The sequence below is a fragment of the Pseudomonas sp. FW300-N1A1 genome (assembly GCF_058789115.1).
Genome location: NZ_JBYTBK010000066.1, coordinates 1 through 15,260 on the forward strand (window position 1 = coordinate 1; position 15,260 = coordinate 15,260).

11 protein-coding genes and 1 pseudogene are annotated in these 15,260 nt (G+C 57.7%); 5 read left to right on the plus strand and 7 right to left on the minus strand.

All coding sequences use genetic code 11. From position 1 onward, the window contains the following. Positions 1 to 219: 219 nt before the first annotated feature. Positions 220 to 582: pseudogene (locus tag AC3WQN_RS24830) on the plus strand (CAP domain-containing protein); the annotation flags it as partial. 165 nt (positions 583 to 747) lie between these two features. Here the strand turns inward: AC3WQN_RS24830 and AC3WQN_RS24835 are convergent. Together AC3WQN_RS24835 and AC3WQN_RS24840 are read right to left on the minus strand one after the other, a co-directional pair. Beyond that, positions 748 to 1,632: an SMP-30/gluconolactonase/LRE family protein gene (locus AC3WQN_RS24835; RefSeq protein ID WP_103402223.1), complete on the minus strand. Its 885-nt coding sequence runs from the start codon at positions 1,630 to 1,632 to the stop codon at positions 748 to 750. A 1-nt stretch (position 1,633) separates the two neighbouring features. Continuing rightward, positions 1,634 to 2,479: an SDR family NAD(P)-dependent oxidoreductase gene (locus tag AC3WQN_RS24840; protein WP_103402224.1), complete on the minus strand. Its 846-nt coding sequence runs from the start codon at positions 2,477 to 2,479 to the stop codon at positions 1,634 to 1,636. Positions 2,480 to 2,704: 225 nt separating this feature from the next. Here AC3WQN_RS24840 and AC3WQN_RS24845 point away from each other — a divergent pair, with 225 nt between their 5' ends. After that, on the plus strand, positions 2,705 to 3,643 hold the full coding sequence (locus tag AC3WQN_RS24845; RefSeq protein WP_103402225.1) for a LysR family transcriptional regulator: 939 nt from the start codon (positions 2,705 to 2,707) through the stop codon (positions 3,641 to 3,643). Between the two features lie 31 nt (positions 3,644 to 3,674). On the opposite strand, the gene AC3WQN_RS24850 is transcribed toward AC3WQN_RS24845, so the two are convergent. Then, entirely contained in the window at positions 3,675 to 4,082 is a 408-nt protein-coding gene (locus tag AC3WQN_RS24850; RefSeq protein WP_256587352.1) for a hypothetical protein, read from the minus strand. Between AC3WQN_RS24850 and AC3WQN_RS24855 the strand changes: the two genes are divergently transcribed. Beyond that, positions 4,060 to 5,364 (plus strand): MFS transporter, encoded by a 1,305-nt coding sequence (locus AC3WQN_RS24855; protein WP_103402226.1) that lies wholly within the window; start codon positions 4,060 to 4,062, stop codon positions 5,362 to 5,364. The two genes, AC3WQN_RS24850 and AC3WQN_RS24855, sit on opposite strands and share 23 nt — an antisense overlap. Positions 5,365 to 5,953: 589 nt before the next feature. On the opposite strand, the gene AC3WQN_RS24860 is transcribed toward AC3WQN_RS24855, so the two are convergent. Genes AC3WQN_RS24860 through AC3WQN_RS24870 form a run of 3 tightly spaced genes read right to left on the minus strand, consistent with a single transcriptional unit; the run spans position 5,954 to position 8,500 of the window. Next, the gene (locus tag AC3WQN_RS24860) at positions 5,954 to 6,538 is read right to left on the minus strand and encodes an isochorismatase family protein (RefSeq protein ID WP_103402227.1); all 585 of its coding nucleotides are present in this window, start codon (positions 6,536 to 6,538) and stop codon (positions 5,954 to 5,956) included. 49 nt (positions 6,539 to 6,587) lie between these two features. Then, positions 6,588 to 7,424, minus strand: coding sequence for a pirin family protein (locus AC3WQN_RS24865; protein WP_103402228.1), 837 nt, complete (start codon positions 7,422 to 7,424; stop codon positions 6,588 to 6,590). A gap of 11 nt (positions 7,425 to 7,435) precedes the next feature. Then, positions 7,436 to 8,500, minus strand: coding sequence for an alkene reductase (locus AC3WQN_RS24870; protein WP_103402229.1), 1,065 nt, complete (start codon positions 8,498 to 8,500; stop codon positions 7,436 to 7,438). A gap of 100 nt (positions 8,501 to 8,600) precedes the next feature. Between AC3WQN_RS24870 and AC3WQN_RS24875 the strand changes: the two genes are divergently transcribed. Further along, positions 8,601 to 9,482, plus strand: a complete 882-nt coding sequence (locus AC3WQN_RS24875; protein ID WP_103402230.1) for a LysR family transcriptional regulator — start codon at positions 8,601 to 8,603, stop codon at positions 9,480 to 9,482. Between the two features lie 348 nt (positions 9,483 to 9,830). Here AC3WQN_RS24875 and AC3WQN_RS24880 read toward each other — a convergent pair whose 3' ends face one another. Beyond that, the gene (locus AC3WQN_RS24880; protein ID WP_103402231.1) at positions 9,831 to 12,662 is read right to left on the minus strand and encodes a DUF5801 repeats-in-toxin domain-containing protein; all 2,832 of its coding nucleotides are present in this window, start codon (positions 12,660 to 12,662) and stop codon (positions 9,831 to 9,833) included. Positions 12,663 to 13,781: 1,119 nt separating this feature from the next. Here AC3WQN_RS24880 and AC3WQN_RS24885 point away from each other — a divergent pair. Beyond that, positions 13,782 to 15,260 (plus strand): DUF5801 repeats-in-toxin domain-containing protein (locus AC3WQN_RS24885; RefSeq protein WP_492606964.1); only part of this gene is annotated, 1,479 nt, incomplete at its 3' end.

Below are 15,260 nucleotides of genomic sequence, written 5' to 3' on the forward strand. Positions count from 1 at the left end.
TTCAACGATGGGTTGGCTCCAGCGCGGGCCGAGGAAAAATTTAAAGTCGTGTCCGGGATTAGTTGACCACTACACTTCGCACCCGTCCCCCGACTAAATTGCCAGGGTCCCCGGCGTGTTTCTGGAGGAGGGAGGCCGTTGCTTGGTGTCTTGCTACCCAATTGCACGACACTTAACCGCTCTCAACTGTTTTCACCTGATTTAATCAATACACACAAACAGGCAGTGTCGGTGCGGACCATCCGCCTGGTCGGCGCGCAGGATGCCGAGGAGGCTTTTGACAATTTCCAACGCGACTACTGTAGGGCTCTGGTCGATAGCCAGTTCGCCGATATCGGCGTCAGCTGCGCCCGGACTGAGTGGCAGGTGTTGCTGGCGCAGCCGGTGCTCGACAGTCATATGGGCGATGGGCGAACAGAGAGCAAGGCGTTGCTGGCAGAGGTCAATACGGCACGGGCGAGGCTCACCGAGCATCGCACCAACCTGATGAACCCGATGTTTACCCAGATGGGCGCGGCCTATGCCACGGACGCGCGTAGCGACGAGGGCGTTTACTGGACGATGCTGTTCGGTGCGCCCTGAGTGGTGGTCACGGACTGCTGCGTGTCGGCGCCACCGCGTTGGAATGCCACTGGGCCAGGCGACCCTGCAGTTTGACTTCCATCTCATGACGGTCACAGGTCTGCTCACATCCTGCCTCCGCCAGTGCTGTGGACCAACCGCCGACGCAAAAGAGCCATAAACCCCTCAAGGCTCCTTGAACCGATGCCGGGGAACGCCGGGGATCGGCAGTCGGATGCTGTAGATATTCCCGGCGGCGGGGAAGTCGGCCTGCTCGGCAGGCGACATACCAAATTTGGCACTGGTGATGAACAATGTGCGCATGTCGGCCCCGCCGAAGCAGCAACTGGTGGGGCGCGGGACCGGCATCTCAAGAGTCCGGGTCAGCTCACCGTGGCGATCGTACCTGAGCAGGCAGCCTCCATTGAACTGGCACACCCAGATGCCTCCTTCCGTGTCCATTGCCAACCCATCTGGGCGACCGAGGTCTGTCGGTGTATGGGCAAACACCGACACCTGCTCCAGGTAGTTGCCGGTAGCCGGATAACGGGCGCGATAAATAGCGCGGGCTACCGAGTCGACAAAAAACAGTTCACTGCCGTCGATTGACCACACCAGGCCGTTGGGCAGGCCGATATTGTCCAGCACCACCGAGGCGTTCAGCTTTGCGTCATATCGATACAATTTGCCGGTGTTTTTGCTGTGAGCTTCGTCCATCAAACCGGTGATGAAGCGTCCCTGGGGGTCGCAAGCGCCGTCATTGAAACGATAGGACGAGAGCGCAATGGCCAGTTTCGAGTTGGTGCTCACCCGAAGGCTGGAGCGATTCAGAATGGCGACGCCGGCATTCTGGGTAAAAATTAGGTTGCCGGCGTTGGTCAATGCCAACGCGCCGATCCGTGATGGGGACTCGTAAAGCCGCGTAAGGTTGGCCTGTTCGTCCAGGACGTTTATCTGCCCTCCGGAAATATCCACGAACAACAGGGAATTACAGGTTTCGTCCCAGACCGGGCTTTCGCCCAGATCAGACTGACACGGTGAAAAAAGACGCAGCTCTTCCTGAGCAGGCATATCAACACTCCTTGATGTGATCCCACAATTGAGCAATCTGCTCGGCGCTAGATGCCTTGACCCGGGCCAGGTCGACGGGATAGTCGACACCCTCATTCTCGGCAAACCGTATAGCGGTGAATTGGCCATTGCTGGCCCGCAGAATGTAGCCGGTGTCCTGACACAGTTCCGAGGCCAGAAAGATCACACCAGGAGCCACCCACTGAGGCTTCAGGTGGTCCGGGTCCCCGGTCACGCCCCACATTCTGGTTTTGGCGACCGGCGATACCGCGTTGACCAGGATGCCATCTGTCGCGCCTTCCATGCTCAGCGCATTCATGATGCCCAGTTGCGCCATCTTGCCTGCCGCATAAGCCACCAGACCTGGCTGAGCATATTGCTGGTACATCGCCCGATCCGAAGAGGTCAGTACCACGCGCGCAACAGCAGATTGCCTGAGGTACTTCCATGCATGCTTACACAACCAGATGGGCGTATAGATATTGATATCCACCGCACGCTCGATAAATGACGACTCAGCTTCTTCAATCGATTGATAACCGACCCAACCGGCATTGTGAATCACGATATCGAGTTGCCCATACGCCTCGATGGCCGTCTCGATCAATTGCCGACAACCCTGCTCGCTGGCCAGATTGCCGTGATGACCGACGACGCTATAACCCTCGGACTGAAGCGTTCGTGCGGCATCGAGGGCAATGGATGTATCCGCACCATCGCCGATATTGTCCGCACCGATATCACTGATCACGACATTCGCGCCCAGCTTTGCCAGTTCCCGAGCGTAGATGAAACCCAGGCCTCGGCCAGCGCCCGTTACAATTGCAGTCTTCCCTGTAAATTTCATTGATTTTTCCTCTTGATTGCCACCTCACCTTAACAATGAATATGCAGGTTGTTTAATACTATTCAGGACCGAAGTTGATACCCTGCTCATATCAAACTATTGCTTAAATTCCGTGACTTGTTTAGGGAACATATCACTTGATAAACCCCGGAGTTCGACATTGACCATGTACATGCCACCCCTGCGCGGGCAACACTGATCAGTTCAAATGAAGGAACGGAAGAAATGATCGAAACCCGACTGCTCAGGCAGTTCATCGCAGTGGCTGAAGAACTGCATTTTCACAAAGCCGCGATTCGCCTGCACATGGCCCAGCCACCCCTGAGTCAGGCCATCAACCGCCTGGAAGGCAAACTGGGTTTCAGCCTGTTCACACGTAACAAGCGCGGGGTAAAACTGACGCCCGCAGGCAGTGCCTTTCTGATCTCCGCCTATAGCACACTCAAGGAACTGGAACTGGGGGTGGAGCACGCCCGCCAAGTGTCCGAAGGCATCGCCGGCAAACTGACTGTCACCGCAGTGTCCATCTCTTACTACGAATCGTTGCTCAACACCCTCAGGCAGTTTCGCGAAACCTTTCCCAAGGTCCAGTTGATCATCAAGGAAATGCCGTCCTCCAGCCAGGCCAAGGCGATTTTGTCCGGAGAGGCCGATATCGCCTTCATGCGCAAGCTGCCCATTTCGGCGGAAAACGTCGAATCGCGCTTGCTGCTCGAAGAAGAAATCGTCATGGCGCTGCCCACTCTTCATCCAAAAGCGCAGACCGGGCAAATCGACCTGCGGGATTTCGCCGGCGAAGACTTCGTGTTCACACCCGAAGCCCTGGGCACTGGCTATCACAGCCAGCTCATTGCCATGTGCGAAGCCGCTAATTTTTACCCGAAAGTGGTGCAGGAAGCCGCGCAGATCCACACCCTGATCGGCCTGGTGGCCTGCGGTTTCGGCGTGGCCCTGGTGCCCGAATCCATCGCTAACTCGATCATGCGCGACAAGGTTCTGTTTCGCAGAATCCTCCCGGTGACAGAGTCTCCCAACCCTGCCGTCGGGCTGTACATGAGCTGGAATACCCACAACGAATCACCGCTGATGGACAGCTTTATTTCCATGCTCGACTTCAGCAGAGAGCCTCAACTCGAAGGTGCTCTGGCCGAACAGGTTCGCTAGAACGCAAAGTTGTAGTCCTTCAGCCAGGCCCCTAGTGAGAGCGCAGTTTCCAGATTGTTGCGCTTGAGTTGAGAGTTGAAATACCCCACTGGCTGCTCAAGCTCTCGACACAGGTGAGTGCAATCAATGATTTGGACACCGGACCGGGCTGGACGGCAGACTGATTCCGCTCAAAGACATCATCAAGCGCCAGGAAGAACTCGATACCACCCGCCGTATCGTTTTCTATTGCAAATCCGGCGTCAGGAGCAAGGCGGCCCTGCTTGTAGTTCGCAGCGTCAGCCAGGAAGCGGAACTCTATAGCCTTGAGGGTGGCATAGAGCGATATCTGGAAATTTACCCTGGTGAACGTCACCCCGTCGCTTCTTGAACGCCCCTGCTTGCGCAGTCGCCCTATCCGGATCAAAGGTACGTCAATGAGTGCAATTTTTTCAGGCATTACGTGGGGCTTTCTCGGCATCGGCCGGCGTCTGCTGAAAGTGCAGTTCAGCTTTTTGCTGATGGTTCTGGGGGGGCGGTGCAATCAACTGGCGGTGGCCTGGTGGGCTTTGCAGGAAACAGGCTCTGCGCTCTATTTTGCCAACATGATTGCCTGTTCCATCGCAGCGGAGGTGTTAGCCAAACCCCTGCTGGGATGGCTGGGGGACAAGTACAACAAAATCCTGATCATCAAGCTGGCCTCATGGATCAGCCTGCTGACAGCGCTGTTGATGGTGGTGCTATCCGCCACGGGGTCGTTCAGCCCCTGGACGGTGGGCGCGCTGATGATGATCAGCAGTGCGATCGTCGGCGTGCGCGACCCTCTCCAGGCGTCGATCATTCCTTTGTTTGCAGACGACGATAAAGTCTCCCAGGCCTTTCGGACTAAAAGCGTGATGTCGTCCTTCTCCAATTTGCTGGGGCCGGTACTGGCCAGCGGGTTGATTTACGGGTTCGGTATCACGTTCGCCTTTGCCGCCGATTTTATTGCGATTCTCATCGCCGGGGCGTTGATCGCGACCATCCCGAGCCACATCGGTGCCACTGGCCAAGTCGAAAAATCCCCGAGTGCCAGCGGCTTCAGCATGATCTATTCCGGCTTCAAAGTGGTTTACGGAGTGAAAGTCGAATTTTACCTGGCCATCATTGCAATGCTGATCAACTTTGCCCTGTTTCCGTTCTTCACCATCCTGATCCCACTGTACGTAAAGGACGTCATCCAGTACCCGGTCACTTACGTCGGGCTTCTGGATTCGTGCTTCGGACTGGGCATTCTGGCGGGCAGTTACAAGATCATCGGCTGGTTATCCGACCGGGTCCCCCGTGACATGTGTGTGTCCGCAGGTTTTGCATTACTGGGGGGCAACCTGGTGGTGGTCGGCACCGTTTCATCGTCGTTCATCGTGCCCGCTGCCTTTTTCTGCGGCGGCGTCGGCCTGATGTTGATCAACATCCCCACCTCCGCTGTGAGGTTGCTGGCGACACCCAAGCTCCATCGCAATCGGATTTTTGCCACGGTTTCATTTCTGTCTACGGCAGCTAGCCCCCTGGGCAGTTTCGCGATGAACACCCTGATCGCCAATCTGGGAGTCGCACTGACAATCACGCTGCTGGGTGTCATGGTGCTGCTGTTGTCTCTGCTGGTCTTTCTGGTACCCGATTTCAAAACTTTCATGCGCTCCCAGGATACGCAGCTCAATGATGCCTACCTGGACAAATACCCTGAAGCGTTTGCGCACTGACGTACGCCTATGGCGTCATTACCCACCGAACCCGGGGAGATGTGGCCAAAGTGGAACGTTTTCGACGGGCGCTAGCCCGATTGTCACCGAGTGTTTCCCTCACGCCCCAGCGACAATAAATCCCCAAGCGCTTACGCGGTCACACGCAAACACAAATACGTCTTTTTAGAGGAAAGAGGTGTTCAGCGAGTCGCCGACAGGGAGGGCTGGCTCCAGACCTTTGTGCGCTACCCATCAGCCGCAGAGGCTCGGTCTGCCGATGGAGTTTGGCACTCAGCTATAGGCGTTTTTTAATCCTCTCGTAAGGTTGTTTCTTGAAAGGCAGTGCAGCCTTTGTTCTGTAAGGCCTCCAGAGGATTACCAGAATCTCCGGATCTAACACCGGTCAACTTGAGCCGTGACCGAATTGAACCCGTATCTAACGGTACCCGGAGATACCTTCGGGTTACCTTGGCGCCTCAGGGGGCGAAGCGGACGTTCACTCAAAGAATGCTTCAGGCTCAACGCGGGTATCATTTCGAGAGAGAACCAATGGTCATTGCCCGAGAAGGCGCGATCGCACACTTTCCCGGGCACAGACGTAACCCAATCAGTTACCGAAGGACTCCATCAGCACTTGAACTAACTCGCCACCCTCTGGCGTCGCCCAACTGCCCGCCAGCTCGGCAATCAGCTGGTTGGTGCTGGTGAGCGTGACACCGGCCTTGTCCATTCGGCGCAAAGCGATGTCGTCGGCCATTTTTGTCGGTGAGGCGTCGGCATCGGCAACCACCTGAACCTCATAACCGTCGCACACCAGCGAGAGTGCCGGGTAAACGGTGCAGACGTCGTTGGTGACGCCGGCGATGATGAGTTTTTTGCGACCGGTGGCTTTCACCGCTGCGGCGAAGTGTTCGTCGTCCATTGCGTTGACGATGCCAAGTCGCTGGATGCGACCGGCAAATTCAGCCGGCAGGATCTGCTCCAGCTCGCTCAGGAGCGGGCCCTGCGCATGTTCTTCCATGCTGGAGGTGAGGACTACCGGCATCTTCAGGATTCGAGCCGATTTGGCGAGCATCAACGCATTGCGTTTCAGTTCTTCAAAAGGCATCGACTTTGCCCAACCCATGGTGCCGACCTGGTGATCGATCAGCAGGAGAGCAGCATTGTCAGCACTGAATTTTTCGTAGGTCATGGTGGTTCTCCTGGCAATTACAGGGGGGGGCAATCCCCCGGTGGTGGAATCAAACAACGTTCAAATGTCCGAAATCACCGCGCTGGTAGCTTTCTACCGCAGCGGCCAGCGCTTGCGATGAGGCGAGCGCCATCGGGCCTTGCCAATGCACAGGTTGATTCAATGGCGTGCCGGAAAACACAACGGCCTTGGCGCTCCCGGCAGGCGCAGTCAATTTCACAATCCGGTCCGGAGCCTGAGGGAGATTGACCGGCACCTGCGGTTGATTCAGGTCGAAGGGGTGGCCATCGACGTGAATTTTTCCGTCAATGGGCATCACGAACGCTACGTGCCCTGGCGCAATTGGAATGTTCAGCGCGTGACCACCTTCCAAAGATATGTCCAGAAGCCGCACATCCGTGGGTAACGACAATGGCGATATCACGCTCTCGAAGCTGCCCAGTGGCACTCGGATTTTCGCTCCAGGCAGATGAACGACCGATACATCCTGCGCTTCCACACTGAAGACGAAAGGTGCTTGCGCCTGTTTATCATCCGGCAAGTTGATGAAGACTTGCAGCATGTGCACAGTCTTGCCCGGCTCGGCCGGGACTTCCTCGTGCACCACACCTTTACCCGCCGCTGTCCAGTGCAGGCCGCCGGGTCGAATCAGGTTGCGATTGCCCAGACAATCCTGGTTATCGATGCCGGTTTCCGAATCGAGAAACAGGTAAGACACGGCGGAGAATCCCGCATGAGGATGGGCTGGAAACGTCGGCCCACTGATCCAGGCATGATCGACACCCAGGAACGGGTCGATCGGTTTCGCGTACCTGTCACCGCGCAGAGTGAAAGCCCTGAATCGACTGCCGTGGTTCATGCGCTGCAAGCGTGCGGTGGCTAGCATGGCGATGTTCCTCAGGCCCCTTGGGCCAGGCTTGGATAGTCGATGTAGCCTTCCGCGCCCGGCGCGTAGAAGGTGTTTTTGTCTGGAGTATTCAGTTCGGCGCCTGTACGGAAACGCTCAGGCAAGTCGGGGTTGGCAAGGAACGCGCCGCCAAATACAACCGCATCCGCCTGGCCACTGGCGATCAAGGTTTCTGCACTGACTTTATCGAGGCCGCTGCCGATCAGGTAACGCCCCTCAAACAGAGGGCGTAGCGCTGCGTGGTAGTCGAACGTGGCGCCGAACAGCGCCACATGCAGATAAGCCAGGTTGAAACCACGCAGTTGCTCGACCAGGTGGGTGTAGGTTTCTTGCGGATTGGCGTCGACGATGTCGTTGAAATTCATCTCGGGAGAAATCTTGATGCCGACACGATCGCTGCCGACTTCATCAACCATGGCGGCAAGCACTTCCAGCACAAACCGGACGCGGTTTTCAACTGAGCCGCCATATTCGTCATCACGCTGGTTACTACCAGTGGAAAGGAATTGCTCAGGCAGGTAGCCCGAAGCGGCATGCAACTCAACACCATCAAAACCGGCTTCAATCGCACGGCGTGCTGCCTGACGGTAGCCTTCGACGACTGACGCGATTTCGACGATGGTCAGTGCGTGCGGAATAACGAAGTCCTGTAGGCCGTCGGCGGTGTAGGTCTGCCCGGCAGGCTTGACGGCCGAAGGCGCCTGCGGATGAGCGCCGTCAGCGAGCAGCGAGGGGTGAGACACGCGACCGCAATGCATCAGTTGCATGAAGATGCGGCCACCGCGAGCGTGCACGGCTTCAGGCACACGCTTCCAGGCCGCCACTTGTTCAGTGGTTTCGATCCCCGGCGTTCGTGTGTAGCCCTTGCCAAGTGCGACGGGAAACACGCCTTCCGAGATGATCAGTCCGGCACTCGCCCGTTGCCCGTAGTAGGTCGCAACCAGATCAGTCGGCACGCCGGCGTCGTCGGAGCGCGAACGCGTCATGGGCGCCATGACCATACGGTTGGAGAGGGTGTAGCGGCCCACCTGGACTTCAGAAAAAAGCGCGTTCATTTCGGTACTCCTCATCAGTGATGTAGCTATCATCAATCAATCCGAATACGGGATAAATCCGGTAAAACTGAAATCACTGATCCATTAATGGAGCAATCTTTTGGAGTACCTGAACGATATGGCCTTGTTTGTGGAGGTCGTGAAAATGCGTGGCTTTCGCGGCGCTGCGGAATCTTTGGGCATGCCCAATTCGACACTTTCCCGAAGGATCAGCGGCCTGGAAAAGGCCATCGGTCTGCGTTTGCTGCATCGCACGACACGCAAAATCGAGCTGACCGAAGCGGGGCAGCTGTACTTCGAGCGTTGTAAGCGGATTGTCGAAGAAGCGCGGCTGGCCCATGAGCAATTGGGCGAAATGCTGGCCCGGCCCAGCGGTCTGCTGCGGGCCTCGTTGCCGGTGGATTTTGCCACTATCTACCTGGCACCGCTGATCGCGGAGTTTGCCCATGAGTACCCCGGGATCAGCTTCGAATTCGACCTTACACCGCGCCAAGTGGATCTCATCAGCGACCCGGTGGACGTTGTCATTCGCATGGGCGAACCGCCCGATTCCAACCTGATCGCCCGCAAGCTCGCGAGTCTGCAGCGCGGTTTATACGCCTCGCACAGATATCTGGAGCTGTTTGGGGAGCCGGATCATCCTTCACAGCTCACGGACCATGAATGTCTGAGAATGCGCGGACCAGGTGCTGATCTTTGGACGCTGTCGAGCGCGGCGGGAAATGAGCAGGTGACGGTGGGCGGACGATTCGAACTCAACAGCGTTGGGATGCTCCGGCGTCTGGCGTCGCTGGATCTGGGGATTGCTTTGTTGCCGGCCGGCATCGCAGCCCAGGACGTTTCGAATGGAACATTGCAGCGAGTCCTGCCGCAGTGGCAAGCGTCCCCCGTCTCTGTCTATGCGCTAACCGAGACCCGGCTGCTTCCGGCCAAGACGCAACGGTTTATCGAGTTTTTGCGCGATAAGCTCGAGTGTGTCTAAGGAGCCTCGGTGATCACGGTTCTGCTCCTCAGATACTTTAGACCAGTGCACATCTAAAGAGACAGGAGCGCCGTTCAAGCAATGAAAATGGTTATGCTTCGGTCTCGAATTAATGTCTGAGTTGGGCCGAAAGCAACCCTACTGTGAGCGCCATGCACGCAATTGTCAGGGTCCCTGGCGTGTTTCTGGAGAGGGTAGGCCGTTGCTTGGTGTGGCGCTGCGCTCTTCAAGCCTGGTGGTGCTCGAGCGTTCACAGCGGATGCGATCGTGCGGATCTCCTATTCGAACTGCAGAAGCAATGCGAGGGTGGTTCCTACGCCACCCTCGCATCCTTTTACCCGCGCTGCCTCAGGCACTGCCATAAACAATGTCGGTATTCAGCAGATCGACCCCGACCAAGGTGATGGTCGTTGTTTGTCCGCCTGTCTCGGCAACCGTCACGATGCTGTCTGCGCCGCTGTTGTCGATCTGGACAACGGCGTTCTGGTCGCCGTTGAGCACCAGGGTGTCTCGCAGGTTGGCGCCCGCATCGAAGCCGGTGACCTGGTACAGGTTCTCATCGAATGACAAATCGACGTTGAAGGCATCACGCTCACCGCCCGTACCCACCAGCGTGTAGTCGAAGGCGCCGACCAAGTCGTTGGCGAACAGGTTGGCGTCAAACGTACTTGATGCCGAGTCCCCATCCTTGTCCGTCAGCGTCGCGCTGAACGCCAGCTTGATATCGCTGGCGAGGCTCTCGCTCTGCTGAATGAACTGGATCACCGGGATCTTGATATCGCCCCGGCCCATCGTGAGCTGAACTGCGTCGATCAGCGCCGTACCCTCCTTCTCAATGAGGAAGGACACCTGCCCGCCGGCCTCCGGAGTCAGGCTGTTCACTTCGATGAGGTTCGAGAACGTGCCATCCTCGTAGTAGATCCTGTAGTACAGGTCCTCGGTTGCCGTGTTGTACCCCGCCACGGAGTTGTCGATGAAGACCTTCATGCCCGTCAGCAGGCTCTCCGGATTGACGACGAAACTTTCATCGGCGGCGCTGATTGCCACCAGGTTGTCTCCTTGGAAAACGTTGTTGGCGACGCCGATGCCGGAGGTACTGACGTTCATGGCCGCCGGGTCGATGTACGACGGCAGAGGGTTGGTCTGTAGCGTGGTTTCGGTGGGGTCGGGTGCTCCGAGTCCGATGCCGGTCAGGATGTCCGCAGTCGACGCAAGCGCCTTCGCGGAAAAGAACACAATCTCCTCGGATGCCGAAGGAATAGCCGGGTTATCCGTCTCCGGAATTAACAATGTGCGCACCGAATCCGGGCCGCCGGCAGCGAGCGAGCCGTCGGCACTGCTGAGCACGATCGTCGAGCGGAAGCCTTGCACCAGATCCAGTGCATAGCGGCCATCGGCAAAAGCGGTCAGCGTGTAGTCGACGGTGGTATCCGCCGTGTCGATGTTGTTGTCGAAATCACCAGTCAACTCCCCTGCGAACTGGTACGCGCCATTGGCGTCCGGTGAGGGCGCCAGCTCGTTGAGCGTACCGGTCCCGGTCGTGGTCGTGTTGTCTGGCCTGACGAGGGTGAACTGGCCATTCACCAACGAGATATCCAGACCGGTCGCCCCCAGCCCGTCGGCTCCGGCCGACTTGTCCCAGAACCCATATTGTGGAAGGACGCTACCGGTCCCGATCAGGTTGCCGAACGCGAGTGTTGGGCCATCATCTTCGAAGATGATTTTGGAGCCGATTTCGGCGGTCGAAACAGCGGTTTGGAGCAGCGTGAAGCCACCGATATCAAAATCGGCGTGGGTATTGCCCCTGGCATCGAGGGCCGCCCCGTTCTCGACGAGTACGCGGTTGTGATCCGCCGCCGTGGTGTATTCAATCTGGTAGCCGGCTTTAACGCCGGTGATGGTTGCAACCCCACCGGTGAAGCTGATGGTAATGGCCGGATCATTCACTGATCCGTTTGAATTCTCGATCACCTGCCCGGTGCTGATGTTGAAGACGCGAACATTGGTGATGCCAACCGGCGTGTCATTCGCATAGCCGTTGATGAAATTCACGCCAGGTTCAGCGGCGGTGCTGAATGCGCTGATTTTTACGACAGCACTCTTGCCGCTTTGCAACTGCACGACGTCGAAATTGGCCATCCTCGCATTGAAGACGGCGGTAAAGTCGATGTTGGATTCAACATCTGCTTCGTTCTGACTAAGGTTGGGAATGGTCACATCCTGCCTGGCGCCCGTGACGAACGAAAAGCGGATGCCGTCCTGTTCCGTAATCATCTGGTTGTTGGTGCCGAAGGTGGTCGGGTTAGCCGCCTGGCTGGTAATGATCGTGTCGCCAGTGTTTATATTGGCGCCGCTTGACTGGTCTGCGGGGTCCTTGCCGGTGGCGATGATGGTGGGGTCCGTGATCCTCAAGACACCAGCGTCATCGACAACTGTCGGGTTCGCCTTCGTGAACATCAGGAAGAGGTTCGCACCGGAGGGCACACCGGCCAGACTGAATTCCAGGTCCTGACTGGTTCCGATGAAAACAATACCCGACAGATCGACCGCATCGTCGGGGTTGCTAGCGTCCGGATGCTTGAGCGGTTCGAACTGCACGACCCAGATCTTGCCGCCCGTGGCCGGCGATCCGGTTTCTTCAATATAGGCAGCGAACACGACCGCGCCGGCCGGCCCCCCGGCTCGACCCACAACGATGTTGTTGTTCGTATCCGTATAGAGAAGGATATTGACGCCTTCGAGGGTATCCAGTCCGCTGTCCACGCCATTGAGCGGTGCGCCAAGGCTGTCGGTGAAGCTGATATCGGTAATGTTTGCTCCGGGCACAGGGGTGATGCTGAACGCATTACTACCCGTATCGCCCACCGCCCCCGTATAGCCACTCAAGGCCGCCGCCGTGACGGCACCTGCCCCAAGCGCGGTCAACCGGGTAGAGAAGATCGAGGGCAGGGACGCCACCAGAATGTCATTGTCGTCAGCGTCTCCCGCAGGGCTTGTAGTGGCGGTGCCGTTCTGCAACCCGGCCGTTTCGTCCAGCGTAACGTTCACGCCGGTCGCCAGGACGCTCGGAGTGCTGGCTGTGGTGGTGACGGTCGGAACGTATAGGGGAGCCGGATCGCTCACGAAGGTAGAAGTACTGTCGTCGCTCGTTAGCGATGAGTTGTTTTTGCGAATAGACATGATGATCTCCCTAGCAATTCCAGTGAGCGCGGCCTGGCCGTGGACCTATTTCTGGTACGTGCCACAACTATGGATAAGCGCCACAGGTTGCACATCGGCCGATACTCCCAGGCGGGGTGGGAGTTTCAGGCTACTTGGGAGGGGGAGACGGGATGTCCTGAAGGCGGGGCGTCGCATAATCCGATTGTGAATGAGGGCATGGTGCCGGCGCTCAAGGCCGAGAGAGAACTTAACGTCGAGTCCGGGGTTAGTTGACCACTGCAGGTTGATAGACGCGAGCCCCTGATTCCATGGGGTAAGCGTCCCGCCCAACTCACCTTGCGTGTTTTATCCCTAAACCGCTGACGTCCAGTAGCAAGGCGGACGCGTGCTTCGGCAAGCAGGACTTCGTGTACCGCCGTCAAAAAAAGCGGCCCCCCGCACCTGGCCGCCTGAGTTGGCTCAAATTCAGCTCGACGCGCTGGCCGTTAAAGCCCGGGCGACCTTGAGCACCGGCGCCATGTCCTCATTCACCAACGGAATATGCGGCGCCGCTCCTTCGCATCATTCCGTCTACCCCTTCCCAGTAGTCCCCTCCCCAATAGTCTGAAACTCCTACTCCGCCTGGGAGTATCGGCCGATGTACAACCTGCGGCGATTATTCATAGTTTTGGGATGCAGTAAAAACAGCTCCACGGTCTGGACTCGATAACTGGATTTGCTCAGGAGGAAGTCATGACTACGCGCAAGAAAAACTCATCGCTCACGAACGATTCGACCCCTCTAACCACTCCAACCGTCACCACCGACCTAAGCGACTACGCACCCGGCAGCACCGCCATCATCACGGCCAGCGGCTTCGCCGCCGGCAGCACAGTGGCGCTCGAAGTGGAGCACGCCACTGGCGCCGGCGCGGATAACCTGTGGGGCACGTCCGATGATGTGCTCGATACCAACACCGGTGAGGGACATGATCCCTGGTACGTGACCGACGGCGGCGCCGGCGATCTCGACGGTCAGGTCAACGGCAGCCTCACGACCTCGTGGTACGTGAACCCCGACGACTCGGCAGGCGCGACATTCCTGCTCTCCGCGGCCTCTGCGGGTGCCGATGGTGTGTCCGGCACGGGTGACGACGCTATGGCAACCATGTCGTTTACGGACAGCGTTCCGGGCGTCCTGGTGACCGGTGTGAACGTTACGCTGGATGAAACTGCCGGGTTGCAGAACGGTACCGCCACTGCAAGCCCCGCGGGAGACGCTGACGACAATGACATTCTGGTGGCGTCCCTGCCCTCGATCTTCTCTACCCGGTTGACCGCACTTGGAGCAGGTGCCATAACGGCGGCTGCCTTGAGTGGCTATACGGGGGCTGCGGGCAACACTGGCGCCAATGCGTTCAGCATCAGCGCTGCGCCCGGAGCAAGCATTACCGATATCAGCTTTACCGACAGCCTTGGCGCGCCGCTCAATGGCCTGGACAGCGGACTGCTCACTCTCGATGGCACCCCCATCCTTCTCTATACAGACTCGAACAACAATATCGTTGTAGGCAAAGCCGGCGGCGTGATCGTGTTCGCGGCTTATATTGAAGAGACCGGTTCGCCGGTCACGGGCGGCAAGATCTGGGTCGTGCAGTACCAACCGCTGCAGCATCCGGACACCAGCAACCCCGACGATGCGGTCAATCTGCTGGATAAGGTTTTCATCGGAACCATTCAGGACTCGGCATTCAGTCTGGCTAATGTGCCCTCCGGCCAGAACCTGTTCCTGATGTTCACGAAAGCGAACCCGACAACTGAAATTGTCGATGGTGTCACGCGGATCACGGATCCCACCATCATTGCCACCGGCAAGGACCCCGCAGACCAGTCAAGCGGCGCCAATATAAACACTGGCGACAGGATCAATACCAGCCATGGGGGTGGCCCGACCACCATCGGCACCAACAATCAGATGATTGTGGAACAAGAGGGCATTCGCTTTTCGTTCGTCACGGGCGCCAGGCAGGATGTGACCGTTCCCAACCTTAGTCAGACCGAAGCAGATGTTGAATCCAACATCGACTTTACCGACGTCTACAATACAACGTCGGCCAATTTCGACATCGTGCAGTTGCAAAGCGGCAAGAGTGCTGTCGTAAAAATCAGCGCATTCAGCACCGCTGCCGAACCCGGCGTGGATTTCATCAACGGCTATGCGGGTGATACACCGGTTGCAATCACCAATGTTCGAATCATCAACATCAGTACCGGGCTGGTGATCGAAGATTCAGACGGATCGGTAAATGATCCGGCCATTGGCATCAGCTTTTCTGGCGGGGTTGCCACCATCACCGGCGTTAAAGCCGGCTACCAGATTGAATACACCACAACCGCGGATCATAACCGCGTGCTCGTCGAAAACGGGGCGGCCCGCGACGCCAGGGGCAATGATCACGCCGATTTTGATATCGGTGGCTTCTCGCTGGTTCAACCCTCTATTACGATCACCGAAATCGGCTCCAGGATTGTCTTCGAGGACGACGGACCGAGCATCAGCGCCACCGGTGAGGAACCAACGCTGACGGTGGACGAAACAGTCTTGGCGATCAACGACACCAAGAGCTTTGCCGCCAAC

Bases quoted from the DNA above. Each gene is read 5' to 3' on its own strand.
- AC3WQN_RS24835 (WP_103402223.1), bottom strand. From the start codon at position 1,632: ATGCCTGCTCAGGAAGAGCTGCGTCTTTTTTCACCGTGTCAGTCTGAT.
- AC3WQN_RS24840 (WP_103402224.1), bottom strand. From the start codon at position 2,479: ATGAAATTTACAGGGAAGACTGCAATTGTAACGGGCGCTGGCCGAGGC.
- AC3WQN_RS24845 (WP_103402225.1), top strand. From the start codon at position 2,705: ATGATCGAAACCCGACTGCTCAGGCAGTTCATCGCAGTGGCTGAAGAA.
- AC3WQN_RS24855 (WP_103402226.1), top strand. From the start codon at position 4,060: ATGAGTGCAATTTTTTCAGGCATTACGTGGGGCTTTCTCGGCATCGGC.
- AC3WQN_RS24850 (WP_256587352.1), bottom strand. From the start codon at position 4,082: ATGCCTGAAAAAATTGCACTCATTGACGTACCTTTGATCCGGATAGGG.
- AC3WQN_RS24860 (WP_103402227.1), bottom strand. From the start codon at position 6,538: ATGACCTACGAAAAATTCAGTGCTGACAATGCTGCTCTCCTGCTGATC.
- AC3WQN_RS24865 (WP_103402228.1), bottom strand. From the start codon at position 7,424: ATGCTAGCCACCGCACGCTTGCAGCGCATGAACCACGGCAGTCGATTC.
- AC3WQN_RS24870 (WP_103402229.1), bottom strand. From the start codon at position 8,500: ATGAACGCGCTTTTTTCTGAAGTCCAGGTGGGCCGCTACACCCTCTCC.
- AC3WQN_RS24880 (WP_103402231.1), bottom strand. From the start codon at position 12,662: ATGTCTATTCGCAAAAACAACTCATCGCTAACGAGCGACGACAGTACT.